The sequence below is a fragment of the Halospina denitrificans genome (assembly GCF_004364635.1).
Lineage (GTDB): Bacteria > Pseudomonadota > Gammaproteobacteria > Pseudomonadales > Oleiphilaceae > Halospina > Halospina denitrificans.
Genome location: NZ_SOAX01000008.1, coordinates 86,105 through 113,104, shown reverse-complemented (window position 1 = coordinate 113,104; position 27,000 = coordinate 86,105). Strand labels below are relative to the sequence as shown.

General features: G+C 61.8%; 24 protein-coding genes. 19 read left to right on the top strand and 5 right to left on the bottom strand.

Going from position 1 to position 27,000, the window contains the following annotated elements; all coding sequences use genetic code 11:
* Window positions 1-14 precede the first annotated feature (14 nt).
* Window positions 15-2,489, top strand: coding sequence for a penicillin-binding protein 1A (locus DES49_RS14780; protein WP_133737203.1), 2,475 nt, complete (start codon window positions 15-17; stop codon window positions 2,487-2,489).
* A 75-nt stretch (window positions 2,490-2,564) separates the two neighbouring features.
* Here the strand turns inward: DES49_RS14780 and DES49_RS14775 are convergent, their stop codons facing one another.
* Window positions 2,565-3,830 (bottom strand): malic enzyme-like NAD(P)-binding protein, encoded by a 1,266-nt coding sequence (locus DES49_RS14775; protein ID WP_133737202.1) that lies wholly within the window; start codon window positions 3,828-3,830, stop codon window positions 2,565-2,567.
* A 43-nt stretch (window positions 3,831-3,873) separates the two neighbouring features.
* Window positions 3,874-4,095 carry a 50S ribosomal protein L31 gene (rpmE, locus tag DES49_RS14770; RefSeq protein WP_133737201.1) on the bottom strand — a complete coding sequence of 74 codons (222 nt, stop codon included), beginning with the start codon at window positions 4,093-4,095 and terminating at the stop codon, window positions 3,874-3,876.
* A gap of 167 nt (window positions 4,096-4,262) precedes the next feature.
* On the opposite strand from rpmE, the gene DES49_RS14765 reads away from it, so the two are divergent.
* The 5 genes from DES49_RS14765 to hslU all read left to right on the top strand — a co-directional run bounded on the left by DES49_RS14765 (window position 4,263) and on the right by hslU (window position 10,811).
* Complete coding sequence (locus DES49_RS14765) at window positions 4,263-6,455, top strand: primosomal protein N' (protein ID WP_133737200.1); 2,193 nt, start codon at window positions 4,263-4,265, stop codon at window positions 6,453-6,455.
* 93 nt (window positions 6,456-6,548) lie between these two features.
* Complete coding sequence (gene argS / locus DES49_RS14760) at window positions 6,549-8,303, top strand: arginine--tRNA ligase (protein WP_133737199.1); 1,755 nt, start codon at window positions 6,549-6,551, stop codon at window positions 8,301-8,303.
* A gap of 14 nt (window positions 8,304-8,317) precedes the next feature.
* Entirely contained in the window at window positions 8,318-8,869 is a 552-nt protein-coding gene (locus DES49_RS14755) for an SPOR domain-containing protein (RefSeq protein ID WP_243865069.1), read from the top strand.
* A 71-nt stretch (window positions 8,870-8,940) separates the two neighbouring features.
* A complete protein-coding gene (hslV, locus tag DES49_RS14750) occupies window positions 8,941-9,471 on the top strand; it encodes an ATP-dependent protease subunit HslV (RefSeq protein WP_133737198.1) in 531 nt (176 codons plus the stop codon).
* Window positions 9,472-9,482: 11 nt separating this feature from the next.
* A complete protein-coding gene (hslU, locus tag DES49_RS14745) occupies window positions 9,483-10,811 on the top strand; it encodes an ATP-dependent protease ATPase subunit HslU (RefSeq protein ID WP_133737197.1) in 1,329 nt (442 codons plus the stop codon).
* An 80-nt stretch (window positions 10,812-10,891) separates the two neighbouring features.
* Here hslU and DES49_RS14740 read toward each other — a convergent pair whose 3' ends face one another.
* Complete coding sequence (locus DES49_RS14740) at window positions 10,892-12,157, bottom strand: patatin-like phospholipase family protein (protein ID WP_243865068.1); 1,266 nt, start codon at window positions 12,155-12,157, stop codon at window positions 10,892-10,894.
* A gap of 435 nt (window positions 12,158-12,592) precedes the next feature.
* Between DES49_RS14740 and urtA the strand changes: the two genes are divergently transcribed.
* The 13 genes from urtA (at window position 12,593) to DES49_RS14675 (ending at window position 23,933) form a co-directional block, all read left to right on the top strand.
* Window positions 12,593-13,894: an urea ABC transporter substrate-binding protein gene (gene urtA / locus DES49_RS14735; protein ID WP_243865067.1), complete on the top strand. Its 1,302-nt coding sequence runs from the start codon at window positions 12,593-12,595 to the stop codon at window positions 13,892-13,894.
* A gap of 91 nt (window positions 13,895-13,985) precedes the next feature.
* Window positions 13,986-15,581 carry an urea ABC transporter permease subunit UrtB gene (gene urtB, locus DES49_RS14730; protein ID WP_133737195.1) on the top strand — a complete coding sequence of 532 codons (1,596 nt, stop codon included), beginning with the start codon at window positions 13,986-13,988 and terminating at the stop codon, window positions 15,579-15,581.
* 6 nt (window positions 15,582-15,587) lie between these two features.
* Window positions 15,588-16,715: an urea ABC transporter permease subunit UrtC gene (gene urtC / locus DES49_RS14725; RefSeq protein WP_133737194.1), complete on the top strand. Its 1,128-nt coding sequence runs from the start codon at window positions 15,588-15,590 to the stop codon at window positions 16,713-16,715.
* Window positions 16,712-17,536 (top strand): urea ABC transporter ATP-binding protein UrtD, encoded by an 825-nt coding sequence (urtD, locus tag DES49_RS14720; RefSeq protein WP_133737193.1) that lies wholly within the window; start codon window positions 16,712-16,714, stop codon window positions 17,534-17,536. Before urtC ends, urtD begins: the two co-directional genes overlap by 4 nt.
* Window positions 17,536-18,234, top strand: coding sequence for an urea ABC transporter ATP-binding subunit UrtE (gene urtE, locus DES49_RS14715; RefSeq protein ID WP_133737192.1), 699 nt, complete (start codon window positions 17,536-17,538; stop codon window positions 18,232-18,234). The genes urtD and urtE overlap by 1 nt, the downstream gene beginning before the upstream one ends.
* A gap of 3 nt (window positions 18,235-18,237) precedes the next feature.
* Window positions 18,238-19,134, top strand: coding sequence for an urease accessory protein UreD (locus tag DES49_RS14710; RefSeq protein ID WP_133737191.1), 897 nt, complete (start codon window positions 18,238-18,240; stop codon window positions 19,132-19,134).
* A 15-nt stretch (window positions 19,135-19,149) separates the two neighbouring features.
* A complete protein-coding gene (locus tag DES49_RS14705; RefSeq protein WP_133737190.1) occupies window positions 19,150-19,452 on the top strand; it encodes an urease subunit gamma in 303 nt (100 codons plus the stop codon).
* 13 nt (window positions 19,453-19,465) lie between these two features.
* Window positions 19,466-19,795 (top strand): urease subunit beta, encoded by a 330-nt coding sequence (locus DES49_RS14700; protein WP_133737189.1) that lies wholly within the window; start codon window positions 19,466-19,468, stop codon window positions 19,793-19,795.
* On the top strand, window positions 19,792-21,495 hold the full coding sequence (gene ureC / locus DES49_RS14695; protein WP_133737188.1) for an urease subunit alpha: 1,704 nt from the start codon (window positions 19,792-19,794) through the stop codon (window positions 21,493-21,495). The genes DES49_RS14700 and ureC overlap by 4 nt, the downstream gene beginning before the upstream one ends.
* 10 nt (window positions 21,496-21,505) lie before the next feature.
* Window positions 21,506-22,000 (top strand): urease accessory protein UreE, encoded by a 495-nt coding sequence (gene ureE, locus DES49_RS14690; protein WP_133737187.1) that lies wholly within the window; start codon window positions 21,506-21,508, stop codon window positions 21,998-22,000.
* Complete coding sequence (locus DES49_RS14685) at window positions 21,990-22,685, top strand: urease accessory protein UreF (RefSeq protein WP_243865066.1); 696 nt, start codon at window positions 21,990-21,992, stop codon at window positions 22,683-22,685. The genes ureE and DES49_RS14685 overlap by 11 nt, the downstream gene beginning before the upstream one ends.
* A 14-nt stretch (window positions 22,686-22,699) precedes the next feature.
* A complete protein-coding gene (gene ureG, locus DES49_RS14680) occupies window positions 22,700-23,329 on the top strand; it encodes an urease accessory protein UreG (RefSeq protein ID WP_133737185.1) in 630 nt (209 codons plus the stop codon).
* A gap of 28 nt (window positions 23,330-23,357) precedes the next feature.
* Window positions 23,358-23,933 (top strand): HupE/UreJ family protein, encoded by a 576-nt coding sequence (locus DES49_RS14675; RefSeq protein WP_133737184.1) that lies wholly within the window; start codon window positions 23,358-23,360, stop codon window positions 23,931-23,933.
* Between the two features lie 72 nt (window positions 23,934-24,005).
* Here DES49_RS14675 and ptsP read toward each other — a convergent pair whose 3' ends face one another.
* On the bottom strand, window positions 24,006-26,345 hold the full coding sequence (gene ptsP / locus DES49_RS14670; protein ID WP_133737307.1) for a phosphoenolpyruvate--protein phosphotransferase: 2,340 nt from the start codon (window positions 26,343-26,345) through the stop codon (window positions 24,006-24,008).
* Window positions 26,346-26,360: 15 nt separating this feature from the next.
* Window positions 26,361-26,873, bottom strand: coding sequence for an RNA pyrophosphohydrolase (locus tag DES49_RS14665; RefSeq protein ID WP_133737183.1), 513 nt, complete (start codon window positions 26,871-26,873; stop codon window positions 26,361-26,363).
* Window positions 26,874-27,000 lie beyond the last annotated feature (127 nt).

Here is a 27,000-nt window from a genome sequence, read left to right as displayed (position 1 = left end):
AGTTGTCAGGAAAAATGTCTCGTACTGTTAGTTACTTCCGTATACTCAGCTGGCTTTTCGTCGTCGGATGTGCAGGCATCGCCCTCGTCCTTTCCAGCTTCTATCTCTATCTTCAGCCAGCTCTGCCACCGGTGGAGCAGCTTCGCGATGTCCAGCTTCAGACACCGCTGAAGGTTTATTCCCGTGACAGCAAATTGATAGCAGAGTTTGGCGAAATGAGAAGGACGCCTCTGGAGGTCGAGGATGTCCCCAGTAACCAGATACAGGCTTTCATGGCCGCTGAGGACAGTCGCTTCCGGGAACACCATGGCGTTGATTTACGGGGACTTATACGCGCCACCTACGAGCTGGTTTCGACCGGTTCCATCCAGTCCGGCGGCAGCACGATTACCATGCAGGTTGCAAAAAATTTCTTTTTGTCACGCGATCGAACCTTTCTCCGCAAATTCAACGAAATCCTGCTGGCTCTGCAGATCGAACGTGAACTGTCCAAACCGGAGATCATGGAGCTTTACCTGAACAAGATCTATCTGGGCAACCGCGCCTACGGCATTGAAGCTGCGGCCCAGGTCTATTACGGGCAACCAGCCCAGGATCTCAACCTCGCCCAGATGGCCATGATCGCAGGGTTGCCCAAAGCGCCTTCGGCGTGGAACCCTCTGGCAGACCCTGAACGGGCGCTCATCCGCCGGAACTGGATTCTTTCGCGGATGCAGGCCCTGGGTTACATCGATCAGGAGGCTTACGAGCAGGCGAAAGCGCGTGATATCAGTGCCCGCTACCATGGTCCCGAGATCGAGGCGAGCGCACCCTATATCGCGGAAATGGTCCGCCAGGATGCACTGCGCCGCTTTGGAGAAGAGGCGTACACCGCAGGCTACGAAGTCTACACGACAGTCCACAGCGAACGTCAGAAGGCGGCCAGGGAAGCGCTCAGGGACGGACTTGAAGCCTATGACCGCCGTCATGGCTACCGGGGCCCTGTCGACCAATGGTCCCCTGATGCGCTCGACGACAGGAGTGAACTGAAAGATCGCCTTAATGGCATGAGCACCGTCAACGAGCTCATTCCCGCCGTCATCACCGGTGTTCACGAGGACGAAGCCCGCGCGCTCACTGCCATCCATGAAAGTATCAGGATACCCATGACGGCGATGTCATGGGCTCGGCCCTACATCAACGAGAATTCGATGGGACCCAGGCCCGAATCCCCCTCCGATGTTGTGAGTCGGGGTGACGTGGTTTACCTGAGGATTCCTGTGCAGCCTGTGGTCAATGAGGAGGGGGAGCGTAAGACGCTTGAGGCTGAACTGGTTCAGATCCCCGAGATACAGGGCGCCATCGTCTCCCTGAACCCTGATAATGGGCGTCTGGAAGCACTCTCGGGCGGCTACAGCTTTTCCCAGAGCAGCTACAACCGCGCAACCCAGGCTGCCCGCCAGCCGGGCTCTGCATTCAAGCCGTTGATTTTTCTGGCCGCGCTCGAGAACGGGGCGACCCCTGCCACAACCATCAACGACGCACCCATTGTATTCGACGACGCAGACCTGGAGACCACATGGCGCCCCGAGAATGCCGGCGGGCAGTTCCGGGGACCCACCACACTGAGACGCGCCCTGTACCAGAGCCGAAACCTCGTCGCCATCCGGCTACTGCGCCAGACCGGCATCCGGCAGACGCTTGATTACATCGGGAAACTTGGCGTCAATACCAGCCAACTGCCGGGGGACCTGTCACTGGCGCTTGGCAGTGGCCTTCTGACACCGCTTGAGATGACCCGGACATACGCCATGCTGGCCAACGGCGGCTATGAAGTAACGCCGTACGTCATTCAAACCATCAAGGGCCCCGAGGGTGATACGCTTTTCGAGGCACCGGAATCGCACCAGTGCGAGAAGTGTGACCCGGACGAGGAAGAGCTCCTGGAGGCGGCCCTACCTTCCGTACGGCCCGGCGATGACGCCAGTCAGAAGCCAAAGCGCCTGATGGAGCGGGTTGCTGACAAGCGCTCCGTCTACATCATGCATTCAATGATGCGCGATGTGATCCAGCGTGGCACTGGTCGTGCCGCCCGCTCACTCGGTCGCAGCGATATTGCCGGAAAGACCGGGACCACCAACGACCAGAGGGACACATGGTTCATGGGATTCAACCCCGACGTTGCCACCGGTGTCTGGGTCGGCTTTGATCAACCCAGATCTCTCGGGCGCAGAGAGTTTGGCAGTGCTACTGCCCTGCCCGTCTGGAAGGACTACATGGAGGTTGCGCTTGCCGGACTCCCCGAGCGCTATATGGACAGGCCTGCAGGCATCGTCTCGCGGCGCATTGACCCGGAAACGGGGGAGCCTGCCACCACTGACAACCCTGACGCACGCTTCGAGATATTCCGGGCGGAAAACGCCCCCGAGCCTGCGTCTGCGAATGACTCCTACCAGGATGATTCCGCCGATGACAGCGGCGATGCACGCCCCACCCAGGAACTGTTCTGACTCCAGACAACAAAAAGCCCCGGCAACCTCTCGGCGCCGGGGCAATTCCGCACTGAACGACCCTGTCGTTCTGCGTTAGATGATGTCTTCCATGGACTTCAGGGGATAATGGTCGGGATACTTCTTCCCGGCAACCCCGCTGTCCACGGCTGCACGTGCAACGGCGGCCGGCACGAACTCCAGAAGACGTGGATCCATGGGCTTGGGAATGATGTATTCCTTGTTGAACTCGAACCCGCCGACACCATAGGCCTTGGCAATACTGTCCGGCACGGACTCCTTGGCCAGCTCGCGGATGGCGTGGACTGCCGCCACCTTCATTTCCTCATTGATTTCGCTGGCGCGTACGTCCAGGGCACCACGGAAGATGAAGGGGAAGCCGAGCACGTTGTTGACCTGGTTTGGATAGTCCGAACGCCCTGTGGCCATGATGATATCGTCACGGGTAGCAAGCGCCAGTTCCGGCTTGATCTCGGGATCCGGGTTGGAGCAGGCAAAAACGATGGGGTTGGCCGCCATGGACTTGAGCATCTCCGGCGTCAGCAGATCCGGGCCCGAAAGGCCAACGAACACATCCGCGCCTTCGAGGGCATCCGCCGGCGTGCGACGCTCCGTTTCGACGGCAAACATGGCCTTGTACTGGTTCAGGTCATCCCGCCCGGAATGCACAACGCCTTTGCTGTCGAGCAGCATGATGTTTTCCGGACGAGCGCCACAGCTGATCAGAATCTTCATGCACGCGATGGCGGCTGCGCCCGCGCCCATGCATACAATCCGCGCGTCCTCGAGGGTCTTGCCCTGCAACTCGAGGGCATTGAGCATCCCCGCCGCCGTAACGATCGCGGTGCCGTGCTGATCATCATGAAAGATCGGAACATTGCACTGATCGATCAGGGCGCGCTCAATCTCAAAGCATTCCGGTGCCTTGATATCCTCAAGGTTGATACCACCAAAAGTATCCGCGATACGGGCAACCGTCTCTATGAACGCCTGGGGGCTTTCCGAGTTCACCTCAATATCGAACACGTCAATGCCGGCGAAGCGCTTGAACAGGACGCCCTTGCCTTCCATGACCGGCTTGCTGGGCAGCGCACCCAGGTTGCCAAGGCCCAGAATGGCACTGCCATCGGATATGACCGCCACCAGGTTCCCCTTGGTGGTGTACAGGTAGGCATTCTCGTGGTCCTTCGCGATTTCCCGCACCGGCTCAGCCACACCCGGGCTGTACGCGAGCGACAGATCCCGGGAGGTTTGCGTCGGCTTGGTGATTTCCACGCTGATTTTGCCGGGGCGCGGCTTGGCGTGGTAATCGAGAGCTGCTTGCTTCATATCTTCAGACATTGCCAATCTTCCGTTTCTGGATGGAGAGAGGAATCAGGACGCCTTAGCTGCGACCACTGCCGATCTTGCCGCGGAAACGCTTATTGAAGCGATCGATACGGCCCCCGGTATCCATAACCTTCTGCTTACCGGTGTAGAAGGGATGGCAGGCGGAGCAGACATCAACATGGATGTCATGATCAAGCGTAGAGCGGGTCTCGATGACATTGCCGCAACTGCAGGTTGCCTTGATGTCGTTGTACTTGGGCTGGATATCGTGGTTCATGGTGGACCTCTCGGGAACAGGCAATGCCGCCACCCGGGCTTTTGCCGGGCACCGCATTTGAATCGTTTTTAATTCCGGTGCAGACTCGTCTCCGCACCGCGGTCACTTGTAAGCGGCGCATCATATCAGATTCACTCGGATTCGCAACCTGACGCAAGGAGTTCCTGTTGGCGCAAACCGTCCGTGTCGCCCTTCCCCGCCCGGTTCGCCAGCTTTTCGACTATCGCGTTCCCGAAGGCATGGATCTTGTTCCAGGGCAGCGCATCCGGGTGCCGCTGGGGCGCCAGCGCCTGACGGCCCTGGTGGTGGAACTCGATCCACCGGAGCTGCCCAATGTTACGCTCAAGGACGTCGAGTCACCACTCGAGGACTGGCCCGTCCTGCCCGACCAGACCCGGGAACTTCTGCTGTGGGCATCCCGCTATTACCAGCACCCGCCGGGCGAATGTGTCTTCGCCGCCCTGCCCCCGGCACTGCGCCGGGGCGCGCCGGCGGAACTCCCCGCCCCCGAGTACTGGTATCCGGCCACAGCGCACACGGACGACCTGTCGGCCCAGGCACGACGTCAACGGGAGCTCCTGCAATGGCTGATCCGCTACCCGGGCCAGACGATTTCAACCATACGCTCGGCGGGCTTCAACCGCTCGCTGCTCAAGGCACTGCATGAACGCGACCTTGTCCGGATGGCCACCGGGGAGGACATCAACGAAACAGCCGCCCCCTGGCCTCCGGCACCGGGCGTCTCGCTGAACGACGCGCAGCACGAGGTGCTGTCGAGTATTGAGCAGAATACTGATGCCTTCCAGCCCCACCTGCTTTTCGGCATTACCGGAAGCGGCAAGACCGAAGTCTACATACGCCACCTGCAACAACGCCTGGTGGATGATCCCGAGCCCGAATCGGCGCAGGCCCTGGTCCTGGTCCCGGAAATCAGCCTGACCCCACAGACACTGGCCCGGTTCGAACAGCACTTCGGGAGCCGGATGGCAGTCTGGCATTCGGCCCTCAACGCCACCGAGCGCCTGCAGACCTGGAGCCGGGTACGCCGCGGCGAACCACTGATTCTGATTGGCACCCGGTCCGCGGTACTGCTTCCCTTCTCGCGGCTGATCACGGTGGTCGTGGACGAGGAGCATGACAGCTCCTACAAACAGATGGAGGGGTTCCGTTATTCGGCACGCGACCTGGCCATCTACCGCGCACGCCAGAGCGGATGCCCGGTGATACTCGGCTCTGCGACTCCCTCACTGGAATCACTCCACAATGCCGGCGAGGGCCGTTTCCGGCTGCACAGGCTGACCGAGCGCGCGGGCAGCGCCGGCCTCCCGGAAACGCGCCTGATTGACGTGCGCAGCCGACCCCTGGAGGGAGGACTGTCACGGCCGCTGATCGACCAGATCGAGACCACCATCAAGGCGGAGGAGCAGGTCCTTCTGTTCATCAACCGTCGTGGCTTCTCACCCGTTGTGATGTGCTTTGAATGCGGCACGCCGATTGAGTGCCCCCACTGCGACGCCCGCCTGACCTACCACCGCTTCGACAACTGCCTGCGCTGCCACCATTGCGGTCACCAGCAGGCACTGCCGCGCAAATGCCCGGAATGCGGCGAGGAGGCACTCAACGCCGTGGGCCAGGGCACCGAGAAAACCGAAACCGTCCTGCAGCAACGCTTCCCGGACACCCCGGTGCTGCGCATCGACCGCGACAGCACCCGGCGCCGGGGCCAGCTGGATGAAATGCTCAAGCCGGTCCGCGAAGGCCAGCCCTGCATCCTGGTGGGCACCCAGATGCTGGCCAAGGGGCATGACTTTCCCGCCGTCACGCTGGCAGGCATCCTGGATGCCGATGGCGGACTGTTCAGTAGTGATTTCCGCGGGCCCGAACACCTGGCTCAGCTGGTGATGCAGGTGGGCGGGCGTTCCGGGCGCGCTGCAAAGACGGGGCGCGTCCTGATCCAGACCTGCCAGTCCGGCCACCCCATGCTCAACGAGCTGTGCCAGGGCGATTACCTCAGTGTTGCCTGGAAGCTTCTGGACGAACGCAAGGCGGCCGATTTGCCGCCTGCTACCTTCATGACTGCGTTCCGGGTGGAAGGGCCATCCATGGAGGACAGCCTGACGGTGCTGGACGAACTGGCAGACAAGGTTGCTGCCACAGCGCCGGATATCCCGGTACTTGGCCCCTTCCCTGCCATTATCGCGCGCAAGGCGGGCCGTTACCGCGCCCAGATCCTTCTGCAGCACCAGCAGCGCCCGCCCCTGCACCGCCTCACGAACCAGCTCTGCCAGTACCTGGAGCAGAAGCGGCTACCCGCCAGCCTTCGCTGGTCCGTGGACGTGGATCCCCAGAGCCTCGACTGAGACCACCTCCACATGGACGCATGATTGAGTCTGAAGCCGGTTTCACTGATAATACCGCAGCCCCAACCCCCGGCCGACGAGAGCAATTCCGGCATGAAAGAACGAATTTCCGAGTTACTGCAGCACGCAGTGGATGCGCTGATTGATGAGGGCATATTGCCCGCTGGCTTCACGGCCGATATCGGCGTGGAAACGGCGCGCGACAAGAACCATGGCGACTTTGCCAGCAACATCGCCATGAAATCGTCCAAGGCCGCAGGCATGAAGCCCCGCGACCTGGCCGAGCACCTCGTGCGCGCCCTGCCGGACGATAGCGCCATTACCCAGACGGAAATCGCTGGCCCTGGCTTCATCAACTTCTTTGTCAGTGATGCCAGCCACTTCGACATCCTGCGGGTTATCCGGGAACAGGGCCGGGAGTTCGGACGCCAAGACCTGGGTCATGGCACACCGATACAGGTGGAGTTCGTTTCCGCCAACCCCACGGGCCCGCTACACGTTGGCCACGGGCGCGGCGCCGCCTACGGGGCCAGCGTGGCCGACCTGCTGGAGGCCATCGGGTACAACGTCCACCGGGAGTACTACGTCAACGACGCCGGGCGGCAGATGAGCATCCTCGCCCTGAGTGTCTGGCTGCGTTATCTCGAACTCTGCGGGGAAACCATTACCTTCCCCGCCAACGGGTACCGGGGGGACTACATCATTCCCATCGCGGAGCAGCTCAGGTCGGATGCAGGGGATGACTTTCACCACCCGGCTTCAACCGTCTTCAGCAACCTCCCGGCGGATGAACCCGACGGCGGCGACAAGGAAGTTTACATTGATGCCCTCGTCAGCCGGACAAGGGAGCTGATCGGCGAAAGCGCCTTTGCCCAAGTGTTCGACCTGGCACTGAATTCCATCCTCGGCGACATCCGCCAGGATCTGGCCAGTTTCGGCATCACTTTTGACCAGTGGTTTTCCGAACGCAGCCTGCGTGGCGACATCGAGACCGCTCTGCAGCGACTCGACCAGGGCGGCTACCTGTATGAGGAAAACGGCGCCACCTGGTTCCGGGCCACCGAATTCGGCGACGACAAGGACCGGGTGGTACGCCGGGACAACGGCGAGACGACCTATTTCGCCTCGGACATCGCCTATCACCTGAACAAGTTCGAGCGCGGCTTCGAGCGGGTCATCAACGTCTGGGGTGCCGATCACCACGGTTACATGGCTCGGGTAAAGGGAGCCATCCAGGCCCTGGGCATTGATCCGGCCCGGCTGGATATCCAGCTGGTGCAGTTTGCCATTCTCTACAGGGGCAGCGAGCGGCTTTCCATGTCCACGCGCAGCGGCTCCTTCGTGACCATGCGCGAACTGCGCGATGAAGTTGGCAAGGACGCGGCGCGCTTCTTCTATGTTACCCGCAAGGCCGAACAGCACATGGACTTTGACCTGGAGCTGGCCAAGTCCGAGAGCAAGGACAACCCGATCTACTACATCCAGTACGCCCATGCGCGCGTCTGCAGCATGCTGGAAAAGCTTCGCGATATGACCAGCGAGGAAGCGCTCAACCTGGATGACGAGGCCCTGGCCCTGCTCACCCTGGAAGAAGAGAAGGATATCGCCGCCCTGATGTCCCGCTACCCCGAGGTTCTCGCCAAGGCCGCGGAGCAACTGGAACCCCACCAGCTGACCCATTACCTCAGGGACCTTGCCGGGCTCTTCCACACCTATTACAACGCGCACAAGGTGCTGGTGGAGGACGCCAACCTCTGCAGGGCGCGTATCGCGCTGTCACTGGCCGTGCGGCAGGTCATTGCCAACGGCCTTGAACTGCTCGGGGTCAGCGCTCCGGAATCCATGTAACGCGGGTCAGATCCATGGCATCAAAATCGGGCTCCGGCAAGAGCCGCAAAAACACCGACTCGGGAGGCGCTTCCATGCGTTGGTTGATTCCTGTTGCCGCCGTCTCCGGCTTCGTGGGTTTCCTTGTCTACCTCAACACCATTGATCCGGCACAGGATCAGCGCCAGGAAGACGTTCCCACGATTTCCGCGCCGCAGACCGACACGGGCGAGAAAGAACGCGAGGATCCGGAGTTCCGATTCTATGAAATGCTTCCGGAATCCGAGGTGATGACCCCGAATACAGAAGCCTATGAACCCGAACCGGATCTGGCCGCACAGGATCGCGAATACATCCTCCAGGCGGGGTCGTTCCGCACACGCGAAGACGCGGAACGTCAGCGGGCCCAGGTTGGGTTCCAGGGGCTGAGAGCCCAGATCACGGAAGTCAGCGTTGAAGGGAACAAAACCTGGTATCGGGTGATGGTCGGTCCCTACGGGTCACGCAGTGACATGAACAAGGCGGTTGATCGCCTCGTATCCATCAACATCCAGCCACTCGTTCGCGAACGGAAAACCGACGAATGACCCCTTGAATTCCCGGCCGGGCGCCTCCATTTCAGAACGAGCCATTCACGCCTTAAAGAGCTGGAGCGCCAATGACAACCATTCTTTCCGTCCGCCGCGAAGGTGAAGTCGCCATGGGAGGCGACGGCCAGGTCTCCCTCGGCAATACCGTCATGAAGGGCAACGCCCGCAAGATTCGCCGTCTCTACAACGATAAGGTCCTTGCCGGCTTTGCCGGGGGAACGGCCGATGCATTTACGCTGTTCGAACGGTTCGAGGCGCAACTGGAAAAACACCAGGGAAACCTGACCCGGGCCGCCGTGGAACTGGCCAAGGACTGGCGAACGGACCGGGCCCTTCGCCGTCTTGAGGCCATGCTCGCCGTTGCCGATGCCACGACCTCCCTGATCATCACCGGCAACGGCGACGTCGTCGAGCCGGAGAACAGCCTGATTGCCATGGGGTCCGGGGGGCCCTACGCCCAGGCGGCCGCACGCGCCCTGCTTGAGAACACGGATCTCTCCGCCCATGAGATCACGGAGAAGGGGCTCGACATCGCCGCCGACATCTGTGTCTTTACCAATCACAACCGAGCGCTGGAAGTTCTCAGCACCAGCGACTGACAGGAGTTTCTATGGCTGCCATGACCCCACGGGAAATTGTGGATGAGCTGAACCGCCACATTGTTGGCCAGGACGAGGCCAAGCGCTCCGTCGCCATTGCCCTGCGCAACCGCTGGCGGCGGATGCAGGCGGACACCGCCATCCAGGAGGAGATCACGCCCAAGAACATCCTCATGATCGGCCCCACTGGCGTCGGCAAGACCGAGATTGCACGGCGTCTTGCCAAGCTCGCGGAAGCGCCCTTCATCAAGGTGGAAGCCACCAAGTTCACCGAGGTGGGCTATGTGGGCCGCGATGTGGAATCCATCATCCGGGACCTGGCGGAGAACGCGGTCGGCCTGCTCCGGGAAAAGGAGATGAACCGGGTTCGTGACCGCGCCATGGACGCGGCCGAGGACCGCATCCTCGACGCCCTGCTGCGTCCACCGCGCGACCAGGAGTCGAGCGAGGAGCAGTCCAACTCCAGCACCCGCCAGATGTTCCGCAAGAAGCTGCGCGAAGGTGAGCTGGACGACAAGGAAATCGAGATTGATGTGAGCGCCTCGTCCGGCGGCGTCGAGATCATGTCCCCTCCCGGCATGGAGGAGATGACCAGCCAGCTGCAGTCCATGTTCTCCAGCATGTCCAATGACAAGCGCAAGACCCGGAAGATGCGGGTTGCGGACGCCTTTGAGCAGGTCCGTGAGGAGGAGGCGGCCAAGCTGGTCAATGAGGACGATATCAAGCAGCGCGCCATTCAGGAGGTGGAGCAGAACGGCATTGTCTTTCTGGATGAGCTTGACAAGGTTGCCAAGAAAAGCGACGCCCAAAGCTCCTCGGATGTCTCCAGGGAAGGCGTCCAGCGTGACCTTCTGCCGCTGATTGAGGGCAGCACGGTCAGCACCAAGTTCGGCATGATCCGGACCGATCACATCCTGTTCATTGCTTCCGGCGCCTTCCACCTGACCAAGCCGTCAGACCTGATTCCGGAGCTGCAGGGCCGCCTGCCCATCCGGGTGGAACTCAAGGCGCTGACTCCTCAGGATTTCAAGCGCATCCTGACCGAGCCGAGAGCGTCACTGGTTGAGCAGTACCGGGCATTGATGTCGGCAGAAGGGGTCGAACTGAGCTTCACCACCGAAGCCATCGACCGGATTGCGGAAATCGCCTGGAAGGTGAACGAGACCACCGAGAACATCGGCGCCCGGCGGCTTCACACGGTCATGGAGAAACTTCTGGACGAAGCCTCCTTCGATGCGGGGGACGGCCTCAACGAACGCTTTGAAGTGACAGCCGCGTACGTGGATGAACAGCTTGGCAGCCTGGCCGAAGACCAGGATCTCAGCCGCTACATTCTCTGAATAAAAAGGCCCTTCGCCCGGAGCTGTGGGGTATTACAGGAGGGGTTGGGCGAAGGGCGTCAAACCGGCGATGGCTGTGATTACAGAATCTGTCGGGCATTGTTCAGAATGCCCGATACATTCTGCACGCCTGCACTGAATCGGCTCCTGCGTTTGCCCTGGCGTTCACGCGCCACATAGACCGGCAGCATCTCCCCGTAGAGGCTGGTGCTGATGGTCCGCTGCTCATCCTCCAGGCATTCACGCCTCAGCGTTATGCCGTAAGGGGCCAGCTGGGCTTCCAGCTCATCCGCGCGCCGCAGCAGGTCACGCCTTGTCATCTGGTAGGCGTGTTCACAGGCCATGCGACGGGACTGGAAACTGAACACGTTCGAAAAGAACAGCTTGGCATCATCCCGCTCCGGCTGGAAAAGCACGATATCCGCGTCCGGGTACTGCTCGGCATACTGATCCATACCCGCCTGCATGCGTGAATAGACCATCGTTCGATAGGTCTGCCCGAGGATATTGGGCATCCCGGAATCCGTGAGCGCCCCCGGTTTCATGGTGCCGGCACGCACCGCGGCACTGGCATCAATTGGCACCAGCGGGTTGATCGCGATGACCAGATCCGCACCATCCTCAAGCGCCACAGAGGCATGCAGCCCCTTGCGCAGGGTGCCGTCGACGTAATAGCGCCCGTCAATCTCCACCGGCATATAGATGGCCGGGGATGCGACACTGGCCTGTACCGCCCGGGATATGGGCACATGATCAAAACCAGGCGCTCCCAACCGTACCGCCTCACTGCTCTCCAGATCCGCGGCAATGATGTAGAGCCGGCGGCGAAGCTCCCGGAAATCGTTCGTGCGCCCGAGCATGCTGAACGCCCGGCGCAGGTACTCATGCAGCCCGGTATTGTCGAAAAGGCCGGCCGGCGCCGCCTGGGCCAGCACAGTCAGGGCCTCCAGCAGACTCTGGTCGTAGGGATTGCTGGCAAAGCGCCCCAATGCCTCCCACAGAAGCCCCGGAACTGCCGCTGCCCGCCGGAAGTATTCGCGAAAGGCCGGTCGATAGAACACTTCCGGATGGAAGGGGTGTACGTCAGCCTCGTTCTTCACAAAAATTCGGCACAACTGGGCCGTGGTCATCTGGTTAGCCAGATTCGCCGCCACGAAGGACCCGGCACTCACCCCGACATAGACGTAGAGGTCATTGAAGTCGATGCCGTCCAGGGCCTCATCCAGAGCCCGAAGCGCCCCCATTTCATAGATCCCTCCGAGAGGGCCTCCCCCACCAAGGGCAAGTCCGATGCGGGGATGCTGCCCCCCGGTCTCGGGTCTGTTTTTCGGCGTTCTTTCCATCATGAACCACTCATGGCTTGGTTTGGCTGGTGCAGCCTTTACCCAGTATTGCCTTCGAAACTATCAGTGAAAATTAGAATAGACATACTAGAAAGATAGCACGTGATCCTGCCGCCGTTTCGGAACGACCTATTACTGGAAAAATACGGCTCTTTGCCAGGTCAAAAAAAGCGCCAGTCCCTGATTGCACCAGAACAAGGCGAAACGTCTGGCTGGCCGCCCTATTCTGGTGCTTATAGCCCATTAATTCGAATCACCCTTCTGGCTTTTTTATTGATCCTACACAGAACCCCTCTATAGGGCCCTGTTTTTATTGACATCTATATGGAGGCGCTTTTATGGCATAACCCTTGCAAACCCGTCGCCACGAAGCCGATGCCTTCGTATCGGGCTGCGCCAGTTCGGCGCAAACTGCAACGTGACTGCAAGGAGATCGATGTGAATACAGCCAAGACACGCATTGCCAGCCTGCTGGCCGCAGCGTCACTGGCGCTGGGCGCCACTGGCCTCCAGGCTCAGGAAGAGGACCCGATCAAGGTCGGCATCCTTCACTCCCTGTCCGGCACCATGGCCATCAGTGAGTCTACCCTCAAGGACACGGTCATGATGCTCATTGAAGAGCAGAACGAGAAAGGCGGTCTTCTCGGCCGTGAAATCGAGCCGGTTGTGGTGGATCCCGCCTCCGACTGGCCGCTCTTTGCCGAGAAAGCGCGTGAACTGCTCGCCGAGGAAGAGGTGGACGTTATCTTCGGAAGCTGGACTTCTGTCTCCCGTAAATCGGTACTGCCGGTGGTGGAAGAGCTGAACGGCCTGATGTTCTACCCGGTCCAGTACGAGGGTGAGGAATCGTCCAAGAACATCTTCTATACCGGCGCGGCCCCGAACCAGCAGGCCATCCCCGCCGTTAATTACCTCATGAATGAGGTTGGCGTTGAGCGCTGGGTGCTGGCCGGCACTGATTACGTCTATCCGCGGACGACCAACAAGATTCTTGAGACCTACCTGAAGAACAAAGGCGTTGCCGACGCCGACATCATGATCAACTACACACCCTTTGGTCACTCCAACTGGCAGTCCATTGTTTCCGACATCAAGGAATTCGGTAACCAGGGCAAGAAGACGGCCGTCGTTTCAACCATCAATGGTGATGCGAACGTTCCCTTCTATCAGGAGCTGGCGAACCAGGGCATTGAAGCCACGGATATTCCGGTCATCGCCTTCTCTGTTGGTGAACAGGAACTCTCCGGTATCGACACCGGTCCGCTGGTGGGTCACCTCGCAGCCTGGAACTACTTCATGAGTGTTGGAACCGATGCCAACTACGACTTCATTGACAAATGGATTGAATACACCGGCGATGAAACCGCGGTGACCAACGATCCCATGGAAGCGCACTACATTGGCTTCAACATGTGGACCAGGGCCGTCAAGCAGGCCGGCACGACGGATGTTGACGCCGTCGAGGATGCCATCATCGGGGTCACCGTGCCCAACCTGACCGGCGGCTACGCCACCATGATGCCGAACCACCACATCACCAAGCCCGTGCTTATCGGCGAGATCCAGGACAATGGCCAGTTCTCGACCGTCTGGCAGACGCCTGGAACCGTGCCCGGCGATGCCTGGTCGGACTACCTGGACGGCTCGCGGGACATCATCAGCGACTGGCGTGACCCGCTCAACTGCGGCAACTACAACGTCGCCAAGGGCGAGTGCGGCGGTCAGCAGTCCAGTGAGTAAGGGGTAACCGCCCCAGCGCGCAATCGCCCGGGGCTGTATCTCGGGCGATTGCATTCCAACCCAGGGTCCCGACAGGAAACAGGACACGATCATGAGCATCCGTCGATGGCTCGAACCGATTCTGATTGTCTGTTTGCTCATCTGGCCGTGCATGGCTGCATCGGCGGAGGCGGATGGACAGGCATTACTGACCGAGCTGGCGGAAGCGCCGGCTTCGGGCAAGGCAGCCGCAATAACGGCGATTGCGGAGAGTGGCGACCCACGAGCAAGGCATTGGCTGCAAGCGTTCGCTGATAACAAGCTCAGTCGTATGGATGATTCAGGCCGATTCGTCGTGGTTCTGGAGAACCGCGGCCGGGATTGGACCGTTGAGGATGCGCTGACCGGCGAAGCGATTGGCGAAGTCTCGCGTCGTAACCTGAACCGCGTTCGCATCAATAATTCGCTGAGAAGTCGGATTGGCAATATCCTCGGCCTGCTGGACCTCAAGGTCGATGATCCCGCCAAGCGGCGTGAGGCAGCCCGCGAGCTGCGCGGGGAAGTTGATGCGGTCATGGCGGAGTCCGTCGAGTCGCTGATGGAATCAGCAGAAGATGAGGACGTCCGAGACTATCTGGCCGAGGCGCTCGCTATTCACCGGGTTCAACGGGGCGATGTGTCAGCGATCGACACTCTCAGGGGGAGTCTGAGCAGTGAAGCGCGCTCGGCACTCAACAAGGCAGCCTCCAGCGATGATCCCGAGCTTGCAAGCGCCGCAAGTGAAGCACTGACCTCCATAGAACAACTCCTCAAGATCAACAACGCGGCCGAGACGCTCTATTTCGGGCTCAGTCTGGGTTCGGTTCTGGCGCTGGCCGCGGTCGGGCTGGCCATCACCTTCGGTGTGATGGGCGTGATCAACATGGCGCATGGTGAGTTGATCATGCTTGGCGCTTATAGTGCCTGGGGCATGCAGCAACTGCTTCCGGGGCAGCCGGGTCTGGCGCTGGTGCTGGCGGTTCCCGTCGGCTTCATGGTGTCGGCCTCCGCCGGCATCGTGATTGAGCGCAGCATCATCCAGTTCCTGAAAGGGCGTCCACTGGAAACCCTGCTGGCCACCTTTGGTGTCAGCCTGATCCTCCAGCAGCTGGTGCGTACGGTCATTTCACCGCTGAACCGGACCGTGGTGACGCCTGAGTGGATGAGTGGTTCGCTGATGATCAACGAGGCGCTGTCACTCACGTTCAACCGGCTTTACATACTGGGCTTCGCGCTGGCGGTCTTCGCAGCGCTTCTACTGGTGATGCGCCGGACCCGCCTGGGCCTGGAAGTTAGGGCCGTGACCCAGAATCGCGCCATGGCGCGGTCTATGGGTATCCGGGCCACACGAGTGGACATCATGACCTTTGCTCTTGGCTCCGGTGTGGCCGGACTGGCGGGGGTCGCCCTATCCCAGATCACCAACGTTGGGCCGAACCTGGGCCAGAACTACATTGTGGACTCCTTCATGGTGGTTGTGTTCGGCGGCGTCGGGAACCTGCTGGGGACTCTGGTTGCGGGCCTGTCGCTGGGCACCATCAACCAGCTCCTTGAGCCCTGGGCCGGTGCGGTACTGGCCAAGGTCATGGTGCTGGTGTTCATCATCCTCTTCATCCAGAAACGCCCGCGCGGACTCTTTCCGCAGAAGGGCCGGGCCGCGGAGGGCTGATCCACTATGTGGCTGACACAACCACTCAATGAAAAGAGTACGCGGCTGTTCCTGGGGCTGCTGGGTGCCGCCCTGGCACTGGTGACCATTCTGCACCTGGTATTCCCACAGGGGCATCCCATGCATATGAGCATCTATACGGTCTCGCTCATGGGCAAGTACCTGAGCTACGCGCTTCTGGCCGTGGCGGTGGATCTTGTCTGGGGCTACCTCGGGATGCTCAGTCTGGGTCATGGCGCCTTCTTCGCCATCGGCGGCTACGCCATGGGTATGTACCTGATGCGCCAGATCGGCACGCGTGGCGAATATGGCCATCCGGTGCTGCCGGACTTCATGGTCTTCCTTAACTGGGACTCGCTGCCCTGGTACTGGTATGGGTTCGACATGGCCTGGTTTGCGTTTGCCATGGTCCTGATCGCGCCGGCCGCGCTGGCGATGGTGTTCGGGTACCTCGCGTTCCGCTCCCGTGTGACTGGAGTTTACCTCTCGATCATGACCCAGGCACTGACCTTTGCCCTGATGCTGGCATTTTACCGGAATGAGATGGGCTTCGGAGGCAACAACGGCTTTACGGACTTCAAGGATCTGCTCGGCTTCTCACTGTCCACGGACGCCACCCGGCTGGGCTTGTTCATCGCCACCGGCGTCGCCCTGGCCATCGGCTATGTGATCTGTCGCGGCATTGTCCTGAGCAAACTGGGGCGGGTCAGTATCGCTACCCGGGACGCGGAGGCGCGAACGCGGTTCCTGGGGTATCGCGTCGAGCGTGTCCAACTGTTCGTGTTCACGGTCTCGGCCATGCTGGCCGGCGTCGCGGGGGCGCTCTACGTGCCCCAGGCCGGCATCATCAATCCGAACCAGTTCTCGCCCATCTTCTCCATCGAGGTGGTGCTCTGGGTCGCCCTGGGCGGTCGCGCCACCCTCTACGGGGCGGTGATCGGGGCATTGGTAGTGAACTACGCCAAGTCGGTGTTCACCGGCATCATGCCGGAAGCCTGGCTGTTCGCTCTGGGTGCGCTGTTTGTGCTGGTGACGGTCTTCCTGCCACAGGGGCTGGCCGGCGTCCTGGCGAAGCTCAGGGGTAAGGGCTCTGATGATGAAAAAGACTTAACCGAGAAGGAGGCCGCAGCATGAGCTTGATCTCGGAGCTGACGGATCGCGAGCACGTCTTCGATTTTCTCACGCCGGCTGCCTCCCCCGTGGACGTGCGCCATGGCCCCATCCTCTACATGGAGGATGTCACGGTGAGCTTCGATGGCTTCCGTGCCATCGACGAGCTGACCCTGACCATCAACGACGGCGAACTGCGCTGCATCATCGGACCCAATGGCGCCGGCAAGACCACCATGATGGACATCATCACGGGCAAGACCCGGCCGGACACCGGGTCGGTCTGGTTTGGCAGCCGCCACAACCTGCTGACCATGAACGAACCGGACATCGCATCCCTAGGTATCGGACGCAAGTTCCAGAAGCCCACGGTGTTCGAAGCGTTGACGGTGTTCGAGAACCTTGAGCTGGCCATGGCGGCCGACAAGCGGGTCTTCCCGACGCTGACGGCGAAGTTGACCGGCGAGCACCGTGAGCGTATCGACGAGGTTCTTGAAATGACGGGACTACAGGAGCTGCGCTGGCGGACAGCCGGTGTCCTGTCGCACGGGCAGAAACAGTGGCTGGAGATCGGCATGCTGTTGATGCAGCGACCCAGGCTGCTGCTGGTGGACGAGCCTGTCGCCGGGATGACTGAACAGGAAATGGAGCGCACCGCCGAGCTGCTCACCAGCCTGGCAGGCAAGCAGTCGGTTGTCGTCGTGGAGCACGACATGGGATTCGTTCGCTCGCTGGCGCGCACGGTGACGGTCCTGCACCAGGGCAGCGTGCTCGCCGAAGGCAGCATGGACGAGGTCTCGAAAGATCCCAAGGTGGTGGAAGTCTATCTCGGGGAGGGCATCTGATGCTGCGGATTGATGGATTGAATCAGTACTACGGTGAAAGCCATACCCTCTGGGATCTGGACCTGGACGTCCCAACCGCGAAGTGTACCTGCGTCATGGGCCGCAATGGCGTGGGCAAGACCACGCTGCTGAAGTGCGTGATGGGCCAGGAAACCGTCAGCAGCGGTCAGCTGCAATACAACGATGAGGTCGCCCTGACCGAACGGCCCGTGGAGGACCGGTCGCGTCTGGGTATCGGTTACGTCCCCCAGGGGCGTCAGATCTTTCCGCTTCTGACCGTGGAGGAGAACCTCCGGACCGGGCTCGCGGCACGCCGTGACAAGGTGCGTCAGATTCCCCAACGGATCTACGACCTGTTTCCGGTCCTGCATGAGATGAAGCATCGCCGCGGCGGGGATCTTTCCGGTGGCCAGCAGCAACAGCTCGCGATTGGGCGGGCGCTGGTGATTGAACCCCGGCTGCTGATCCTGGACGAACCGGGTGAAGGTATCCAACCCAATATCGTTGCTCAAATCGGGGAGGTGATACGCCGCCTGATTGCCGAAGATGGCCTGACGGTGCTGCTGGTTGAGCAGAAGCTGCCCTTTGCCCGGCGTTTCGCGGATCGTTTTGCGATCATGGATCGGGGACGTCGGATGGCCCAGGGCGGCATCGACGAACTCTCCGATGACCTGATCAAGCAATACCTGACGGTGTAGCCCATGACGGTCTATGAGCCCATCGGTCCCGACGCCGCCTCCGGTCACCGTTTCGACCAGGCACGGCGCTGGTCCGCCTGGCTGGACCTGCGGTTTGCGCAGCGGCCTTCCGGGCGTGGGCCGGTCACGCGCCTGGTCCGAAATGCCCACGAAGGGCCGCTTCGGGTCCAGCGCCCGTTTCATCCGGAAGGGCCCAACGGCTGCTGCCATGTCTATCTGCTGCATCCGCCCGGTGGTCTGGTGAGCGGCGATGCGCTGACGTTCAACACCAGTGTCGGCGCCGGCGCCCACGGTCTGGTGACAACACCTGCAGCCGCCAAGCTGTACCACGCTGACAGCCATGACGTGGCCTGGGCGCAGCACGCCCGCCTGCAGGTGGAGGCCGGGGGCACCCTTGAGTGGTTGCCCCAGGAGACCCTGGCCTTCGACGGCTCCCGTGGAACCCAGAGCACCACCATCGACCTTGAAGCGGGCGCGCGCTGCCTGGGCTGGGAGATGCTGGCGCTGGGACGACCGGCCAGTGAGTTGCCTTTTGTCAGCGGCCGCCTGGAGCAGAGCTTTCGCCTGACGCGGGCCGGGCGCCCCCTCTGGATCGAGCGCCAGACCCTGGACCCGAACCACCGTCGTTTCCAGGGCTACTGGGGCCAGGGCGGCGCCACGGTCCAGGGCACGCTCTGGGCCGTGGGACTGGATGACGAGGAGGCCGCCATTGAAGCCTTGCGCGCGGAACTGGCGCCGTCCCCACGCTGGGCCGTCACCCGCCGGCAGGGTGTGTTGCTGCTGCGCCACCTCGGCGCGGACCGCAACGAGGCCTGGGACCAGTGCGAGCGGGCCTGGTCCATCCTGCGCCCCCGGCTGGCGGGCGTCCCGGCCCAACGACCCCGAATCTGGAATACCTGAACGGAGCACGGAACCATGGAACTCAGTCCACGAGAAAAAGACAAGCTGCTGCTGTTCTCCGCCGCGCTTCTGGCGGAGCGGCGCAAGGAGCGGGGCGTGAAGCTCAACTACCCGGAGGCGGTGGCGTTGATCAGTAACGCCATCGTTGAGGGTGCCCGGGACGGGCGGACCGTGGCGGACCTGATGTCGGAGGGCACCGAGGTACTGACCCGGGAGGACGTGATGGAAGGCGTCCCGGAGATGGTCGACGAGGTCCAGGTGGAAGCCACCTTTCCGGACGGCACCAAGCTGGTCACCGTTCACAACCCCATTGTCTGAAGGAGGGCGCGCGATGATACCCGGAGAACTCCAACTCGCCGACGGCGAGCTGACCCTCTGTGAGGGCCGTGAACGCATCACCATTGAGGTGGCCAACACCGGCGACCGACCGGTCCAGGTGGGCTCCCATTACCACTTCGCCGAGACCAACCCGGCGCTGACGTTCGACCGCGAGACAGCCCTCGGCTACCGCCTGGATGTGCCTGCGGGCACCGCCATTCGTTTTGAACCCGGTCAGAGCCGGGAGGTAACGCTCATTCCCTATGTGGGGCGCCGTCATATCTATGGATTCCATGGGCGCGTCATGGGCGCGGTGGACCCCCAGTCAGGAGGCGCGTCATGAAGATTTCCCGTCAGGCCTACAGTGATATGTACGGACCCACCACCGGCGACCGCGTCCGGTTGGCGGATACGGAGCTCTGGATCGAGGTGGAAGCGGACCACACCCATTACGGCGATGAGGTAAAATTCGGCGGCGGCAAGGTCATCCGCGACGGCATGGGCCAGAGTCAGCGTAGCGACGAGGCGGTGATGGACACGGTCATCACCAACGCCCTCATCCTCGACTGGTGGGGCATCGTCAAGGCGGACGTGGGACTTCAGGCCGGGCGAATCGCCGCCATCGGCAAGGCCGGTAACCCGGATACCCAGCCGGATGTGACCATCGTTATCGGGCCTGGAACCGAGGTGATCGCGGGCGAGGGCAAGATCCTCACCGCCGGAGCGCTGGATGCGCACATCCATTTCGTCTGCCCGCAACTGGTGGACGAGGCGCTGATGAGTGGCATCACCACCATGCTTGGCGGCGGCACCGGCCCCGCCACCGGCACCAATGCCACCACCTGCACGCCCGGGACCTGGCACATCAGCCGCATGCTCCAGGCGGTGGATGAGATGCCTATGAACATCGGGTTTATGGGCAAGGGCAATACCTCGCTGCCCGAGTCGCTCGAGCAGCAGCTCAAGGCGGGCGCGATGGGTTTGAAGCTGCACGAGGACTGGGGCACCACCCCCGCCGCCATCGACAACGCCCTGACGGTTGCCGACCGGTTCGATGTGCAGGTTGCCATCCATACGGACACACTCAACGAGTCCGGCTTCGTTGAGGACACGCTGGCGGCGTTCAAGGAACGCTGCATCCACACCTACCACACCGAAGGCGCGGGCGGCGGCCATGCCCCAGACATCATGACCGCCTGCGAGAAGGACTACGTACTGCCCTCCTCCACCAATCCGACGCGGCCCTACACGGTGAACACCATCGATGAGCACCTGGACATGCTGATGGTCTGCCACCACCTGGATCCGAAGATTCCCGAGGACGTGGCCTTCGCGGATTCGCGCATCCGCCGAGAGACGATCGCGGCCGAGGATATCCTCCACGACATGGGCGTGATCTCCATGATCGCGTCGGATTCCCAGGCCATGGGCCGGGTGGGCGAAGTGGTCTGCCGGACCTGGCAGACGGCGCACAAGATGAAGGTCCAGCGCGGCCTGCTGCCGGAGGATGAAGAGCGTGGTGCCGACAACCAGCGCGCCAAGCGCTATATCGCCAAGTACACCATCAACCCGGCGATGACCCACGGCATCGCCCACGAAGTGGGCTCGGTGGAAGTGGGCAAGATGGCCGACCTGGTGCTCTGGGATCCGGCCTTCTTCGGCGCCAAGCCGGCGATGATCCTGAAGGCCGGCATGATCGCGGCCGCGCCCATGGGTGATCCCAACGCGTCCATTCCAACGCCCCAGCCGGTCCACTACCGGCCGATGTTTGGGGCCTACGGCAAGGCCACCGCGGCCACCCGAGCGACCTTCGTCAGCCAGGCGGCCCTTGAGGCCAATATCGGTGAAGAGCTGGGATTGCAGAGCCGTCTTGTTGCCTGCCGCGATGTCCGCCAGGTGCGCAAGCAGGACCTGAAGCTGAACGGCGCCTGCCCCGAGCTGAGCGTCGATCCGCAGACCTACGAGGTGCGGGCCGACGGCGAGTTGCTGACCTGTGAACCCGCCACGGAACTGCCGTTGGCGCAACGCTACTACCTGTTCTGAGGGGCCGAGGATGCTGGAGCTAACCGAACGATTGGATCTTGCTGACATCAGCGAAGTGTTCGATACCCTGACGTTGCCTTACGAGCAGCGCCAGAGGGGCCGGTTGCGCGCGGCCACCGATGCGGGGCGCGATGCGGGGCTCTTCCTGGATCGCGGTCCGGTCCTGAGGGAAGGGCAGTACCTGCGCGCGGCCACCGGCGAGGTGGTCCGCATTCAAGCGGCGGACGAGCCCGTGGTTACCGCCCATGTGACCGCCGGGCTGCCGCTGGCCCGGCTCTGTTATCACCTGGGCAACCGGCACGTGTCCCTGGCCATTGGTGAGGCCAACAACGGCGAGGGCTGGGTGCGCTTCCCGCCGGATCATGTGCTGGAGGAACTGGCGGAACGTCTGGGTGCGCGACTGGAGCACCACGAGGCGCCTTTCGATCCGGAGCCCGGCGCCTACAACCAGGCAGGTCACCATCAAGGCCATGCCCACGACCATGGACACCACCATGCCCACTGACGCGACCGCCTCGCCCATGAGCGACCTGTCACTGCTGGGGCTGATACAGCTGATCAGCCCGGCACTGCCCATCGGTGCTTTCGCCTGGTCCCAGGGCCTGGAAAGCGCCCTCGAACTGGGATGGGTCAGCAACGAAGCGGAGATCGGCGAGTGGCTCAGCGGTGTTCTGGAGGATGGCCTGACACGCTGTGAGCTGCCCGTCCTTGCGCGCCTTCAGAGAGCCTGGGGCGAGGACGATGCGCAGGCCGTTGCTCATTGGAACGACTGGCTGCATGCCGTGCGCGAAACCCGTGAGCTCAGTGAGGAAGATAGCCATCTGGGCTCGGCGCTGGTGCGGCTGCTGCGCCAGCTTGCGCTGATGCCGCCCGAATCGATGCTGCCCGAGCGCCCGGGTTACGTGACGATGTTTGCCTGGGCCGCGCACCTTCGCGGCGTGCCGGAGCGACAGGCCATGGTGGGCTTCAGCTGGGCCTGGCTTGAAAACCAGCTTGCAGCCGCCTGCAAGGCATTACCTTTGGGCCACACCGCCGCCCAGCGTGTGATCGAGACGGTTCGTCCGGAGCTGGTCGGCGCGGTTGATACGGCCCTGACGCTCGAGGATGAGGAGCTTGGGCCCATCCTGCCGGGGGTGGCCCTGGCCAGTGCGCAGCATGAGACCCAGTACTCAAGACTATTTCGGAGCTAACAGGAGAAAACGCTATGCCACATTGTCTGAGAGTCGGTGTTGGTGGGCCAGTGGGCTCGGGTAAGACCGCGCTGCTGCGCCAGCTCTGCCTCGCCCTGCGCGACCATTACAACCTGGCGGTGGTGACCAACGACATTTACACGCGAGAAGACGCGGACTTCCTGCTCAAGCACGACGCCCTGCCCGGCGACCGGATCCTGGGCGTCGAGACGGGCGGCTGCCCACATACTGCCATTCGCGAGGACGCCTCCATGAACCTGGAGGCCATCGATACGCTGCAGGAACGCCATCCCGGCCTCGAACTGGTCCTGGTGGAATCCGGCGGCGACAACCTGTCCGCAACCTTCAGCCCAGAGCTGTCTGACCTCACGCTCTACGTCATTGACGTCTCAGCCGGCGACAAGATCCCGCGCAAGGGCGGGCCGGGCATCACCAAGTCCGACCTGCTGATCATCAACAAGATCGACATTGCCGAGCAGGTCCATGCCTCGCTTGAGGTGATGGATCGCGATTCGCGAACCATGCGCGGCGACCGCCCCTTCGTCTTCACCAACCTCTATGACGGTGAAGGCCTGGAGGGGATCATTAGTTTCATTCTTGAACAGGGCATGCTGCCCGAGCGACGCGGTCGACAGGCCGGATAACCCACGGATCATGATAAGGAGAGAAACCATGACACGACTCAACCAATCCCTCGTTGCCGCAGCCCTGATGCTGACGACGAGCACGGCCATGGCCCACACCGGACACGGCGAGGGCGGATTCACCAGTGGCCTGCTACACCCCATGCTTGGCCTTGACCACCTCCTGGCGATGGCGGCAATCGGTTTCTGGAGCGTGCGCCAAAACACCCTGATGAAGAACGCCACACCTGCCTTTGTACTCGGGGGCATGGTTCTGGGTGCGGGACTGGCCTGGGGTGGGTTGGCGCTGCCGGGTGTAGAGACTGGCATCGGCGTTTCCGTGCTGGTTGCCGGCATCCTTATTGCCAGCTTCGCCAGAATGTCGACCAGCGTTGGCGGCACTCTCGTTGTAGCCTTCATGCTGTTCCACGGCTATGCCCATGGTGTCGAAATACCGGGCAGCGCAACTGTCGCGGCTTATCTGGCTGGGTTCGCCACCACGACACTGGCTATTTCTCTTGCGGGGCGGGCTCTCGGAGCTCTGATGCTCAAAGCCGACAACCGCCTTAGCCAAGGTCTGGGCGGTTCGGTCGCTGCCGCAGGAGCCCTCCTGACAGCGGCATAATGAACCTCAAGCGTCGGGCTGTTTTCAAGGAGCAGCTCGACATGGTGCCCACCCGACAAGGGCCATCTGCATTCAGTGCCGTGATGAAGTCGCCGCAGTAGTAGGCTCGCCCTGTGCCACCGACTCATTGAACTGGCTGGCACTGCGTTCCGGCCGGATATAGCGACCAAAACCCAGATTGCGCAGACGCAGTTCCACGCAGCTTCGGATTACATGCGGAGAATCCATGGTGAGCACCTCCGCCAGCAGCTGCCGGGCCATCTCCAGATCCACGCCACGGATGATGGACTTGATCTTCGGCAGGTTCGCCGCGTTCATGGACAGCGCATCGTACCCCATGGCCATCAGCAGTATGGCGCCGCCGGGATCACCTGCCAGCTCGCCGCAGATGCTGACCGGCTTGCCCACGTCGTGACAGTCCTGGGCCACCTGGCACAGCGCCTCCAGCACGGCAGGGTGATAGGAGTGGTACAGGCTGGCGACTCTCGGATTGTTCCGGTCGACTGCCAGCAGATACTGCGTCAGGTCATTGGACCCCACGGAAATGAAGTCCACCCGCGAGGCAATCTCACGGATCTGGTAGACGGCTGCCGGTATCTCAATCATGACCCCTACCTGGGGCATCGCCAGCTTGTAGCCTTCGCCCCGCACCTCGTGCCAGGCCCGGTAGATCAGGTGCTGGGCCTCTTCAATCTCGGATACGTTACTGACCATCGGCAGCATGATCCGAAGGTTGTCCAGCCCTTCGCTGGCCTTGATCATGGCGCGGATCTGGACCAGGAAGATTTCCGGGTGGTCCAGGGTCACCCGTATGCCACGCCAGCCGAGAAACGGGTTTTCCTCCACGATGGGGAAATAGCTCAGGGCCTTGTCACCGCCAATATCCAGGGTACGCATGGTGACATCCGCCGGCGCAAACGCTTCCAGCTGCTCGCGGTAATAGGCCCGCTGCTCCTGCTCCGAGGGGAAGCGCTCATTGATCATGAACGGCACCTCGGTGCGGTAGAGCCCGATGCCTTCGGCCCCGTGGTTGAGCGAACGAACCACATCCGTGATCAGGCCCGTATTCACATAGAGCGGCATACGATGGCCATCAAGAGTCTTGCAGGGCTTGTCGCGAAGCTCTTCCAGCCCGCGCACCAGCTCCTGCTCCTCCTCGATAATGGACTCGAAAAAGGTCTTGAGCTCCATGGAGGGCGAGGCGAAGATCTGCCCTTCGTAACCATCGACAATCATTTCACGACCATCAAGCTGGGCGACCGGGATATCAACCAGCCCCATAACGGTGGGAACACCCATGGCCCTCGCCAGGATGGCCACATGGGAGTTCCCGGAGCCACGCACGGACACCAGGCCCACCAGCTGCCCCTGGGGCACCTCCCCCAGCATTGCCGGAGTCAGCTCGTCACTGACCAGGATGGTGTTGTCAGGAAATTCCGGCGTCTCTGGTTCGCCTTCCTGGAGGTGGGACAGCAGACGCCGCCCCAGGTCCCGTATATCCACCGCGCGTTCGCGCAGGTACAGGTCGCCCATCATCTCAAAGTGACGGACATACTGGTTCACCACATCCTTCAGTGCCCCCTGGGCCCAGCTCCCGTCCTGGATACGGTTCTCGACCTCGCCCGGCAGCGCATGGTCATGGAGCATCCGCAGGTACACCTCAAAAAGGGCCTGCTCCTCCGGTCGCAGCTGGGGCGCCAGCCGCTCACCCACCTGTTCCACGTCCTCCCGGACTGAGGTGACAGCATCACGAAACCGCTGAATCTCGCTGTCAATATCCTCGCAGCGCTTATTCGGCACCGAATCAAGATCCGCGGGCGGAAAAATCACAACACCAGTGCCGATAGCCACGCCCGGCGAGCCCGCCACGCCGCTGAAGACCACATCCCGGGCCTGGTCGCCGGTGATTGAGAGCCCGCCAATCGCCCCGGTCGCCTCGCTGTGGGCAATGACGCCGGCAAGCTGGGCCGAAATCGTAACCAGGAACGCCTCCTCGCCTTCGTCGAAACAGCGCTGGTTCTGGCTTTCCTGCACCACGATGACGCCGAGTACACGACGATGGTGAATGATGGGCACGCCCAGAAAGGAACGGAAGCGTTCCTCCCCGGTTTCCGGGAAGTAGCGGTTACGGGGATGGGACTGGGCGTCCTCGAGGTTGATAGGCTCCTCGCGGGTGCCCACCAAACCAACAAGCCCCTCCGAGGGCGCAATCCTCACCTGCCCGACCGCGTCCTTGTAGAGGCCTTCAGTCGCCTTCAGGACATAGCAGCCGGACTGCTGGTCATAGAGGTAAACGGAGCAGACTTCCGTCTGCATGGCTGCCTGAACCCGGGAGGCAATGGTATCCAGGGCCTCCTGCAGGTTGTTGATACCGTTCAGTTCCTGAACGATACTGCGCAGCGTGCTCAGCATCTTGGTCATAGTCTGTCAGCATTCCTGGCGGGCCGGCGGGTGCCCCTTTGACTGTAGCCTGAAAACTCCGGGCGCCAATTCCCTGAGCGCCCTGCGATAAACCTCACGCTTGAACGGGACGACCTGGCCCAGCGGGTACCAGTAGCTGACCCACTGCCAGCCATCGAATTCCGGCGAGTGGCTCCAGTCCACCCGAACCCTGGCGTCGGGTGACAACATCTCAAGCAGGAACCATTTCTGTTTCTGGCCGACACACACCGGGTGCGAATCCCTGCGGATCATTCGCCGGGGCAACCGATACCGAAGCCAGCCCCGCGTGCAGCCGATAATCCGGACATCCGTTGATTCCAGGCCAACCTCTTCCCCCAGTTCACGGAAAAGTGCCTGCTCCGGTGTCTCATCCTGATTGATCCCCCCCTGCGGAAACTGCCAGGCGTTCTGCCCGATACGCCTGGCCCACAGCAGCTCGCCCCGGTGATTCGCCAGTATGATTCCGACATTGGGTCTGAATCCGTCGGAGTCAATCACGGCAACACCTTTATATGTTTTTTATCTTCTAAGAGTAACTTAGCTCTATTTTTCCAGAATTGACAGCCCTTGGGCAAATCGCTGTTTTGTCGTGGGCAATACCGGGGGCTGCGGTTACTGGGATGAT

Excerpts from the sequence above, each read along its gene's own strand:
- DES49_RS14780 (WP_133737203.1), top strand. The coding sequence starts at position 15 with ATGTCTCGTACTGTTAGTTACTTCCGTATACTCAGCTGGCTTTTCGTC.
- DES49_RS14775 (WP_133737202.1), bottom strand. The coding sequence starts at position 3,830 with ATGTCTGAAGATATGAAGCAAGCAGCTCTCGATTACCACGCCAAGCCG.
- rpmE (WP_133737201.1), bottom strand. The coding sequence starts at position 4,095 with ATGAACCACGATATCCAGCCCAAGTACAACGACATCAAGGCAACCTGC.
- argS (WP_133737199.1), top strand. The coding sequence starts at position 6,549 with ATGAAAGAACGAATTTCCGAGTTACTGCAGCACGCAGTGGATGCGCTG.
- DES49_RS14755 (WP_243865069.1), top strand. The coding sequence starts at position 8,318 with ATGGCATCAAAATCGGGCTCCGGCAAGAGCCGCAAAAACACCGACTCG.
- hslV (WP_133737198.1), top strand. The coding sequence starts at position 8,941 with ATGACAACCATTCTTTCCGTCCGCCGCGAAGGTGAAGTCGCCATGGGA.
- hslU (WP_133737197.1), top strand. The coding sequence starts at position 9,483 with ATGGCTGCCATGACCCCACGGGAAATTGTGGATGAGCTGAACCGCCAC.
- DES49_RS14740 (WP_243865068.1), bottom strand. The coding sequence starts at position 12,157 with ATGATGGAAAGAACGCCGAAAAACAGACCCGAGACCGGGGGGCAGCAT.
- urtB (WP_133737195.1), top strand. The coding sequence starts at position 13,986 with ATGAGCATCCGTCGATGGCTCGAACCGATTCTGATTGTCTGTTTGCTC.
- urtC (WP_133737194.1), top strand. The coding sequence starts at position 15,588 with ATGTGGCTGACACAACCACTCAATGAAAAGAGTACGCGGCTGTTCCTG.
- urtD (WP_133737193.1), top strand. The coding sequence starts at position 16,712 with ATGAGCTTGATCTCGGAGCTGACGGATCGCGAGCACGTCTTCGATTTT.
- urtE (WP_133737192.1), top strand. The coding sequence starts at position 17,536 with ATGCTGCGGATTGATGGATTGAATCAGTACTACGGTGAAAGCCATACC.
- DES49_RS14710 (WP_133737191.1), top strand. The coding sequence starts at position 18,238 with ATGACGGTCTATGAGCCCATCGGTCCCGACGCCGCCTCCGGTCACCGT.
- DES49_RS14705 (WP_133737190.1), top strand. The coding sequence starts at position 19,150 with ATGGAACTCAGTCCACGAGAAAAAGACAAGCTGCTGCTGTTCTCCGCC.
- DES49_RS14700 (WP_133737189.1), top strand. The coding sequence starts at position 19,466 with ATGATACCCGGAGAACTCCAACTCGCCGACGGCGAGCTGACCCTCTGT.
- ureC (WP_133737188.1), top strand. The coding sequence starts at position 19,792 with ATGAAGATTTCCCGTCAGGCCTACAGTGATATGTACGGACCCACCACC.
- ureE (WP_133737187.1), top strand. The coding sequence starts at position 21,506 with ATGCTGGAGCTAACCGAACGATTGGATCTTGCTGACATCAGCGAAGTG.
- DES49_RS14685 (WP_243865066.1), top strand. The coding sequence starts at position 21,990 with ATGCCCACTGACGCGACCGCCTCGCCCATGAGCGACCTGTCACTGCTG.
- ureG (WP_133737185.1), top strand. The coding sequence starts at position 22,700 with ATGCCACATTGTCTGAGAGTCGGTGTTGGTGGGCCAGTGGGCTCGGGT.
- DES49_RS14675 (WP_133737184.1), top strand. The coding sequence starts at position 23,358 with ATGACACGACTCAACCAATCCCTCGTTGCCGCAGCCCTGATGCTGACG.
- ptsP (WP_133737307.1), bottom strand. The coding sequence starts at position 26,345 with ATGCTGAGCACGCTGCGCAGTATCGTTCAGGAACTGAACGGTATCAAC.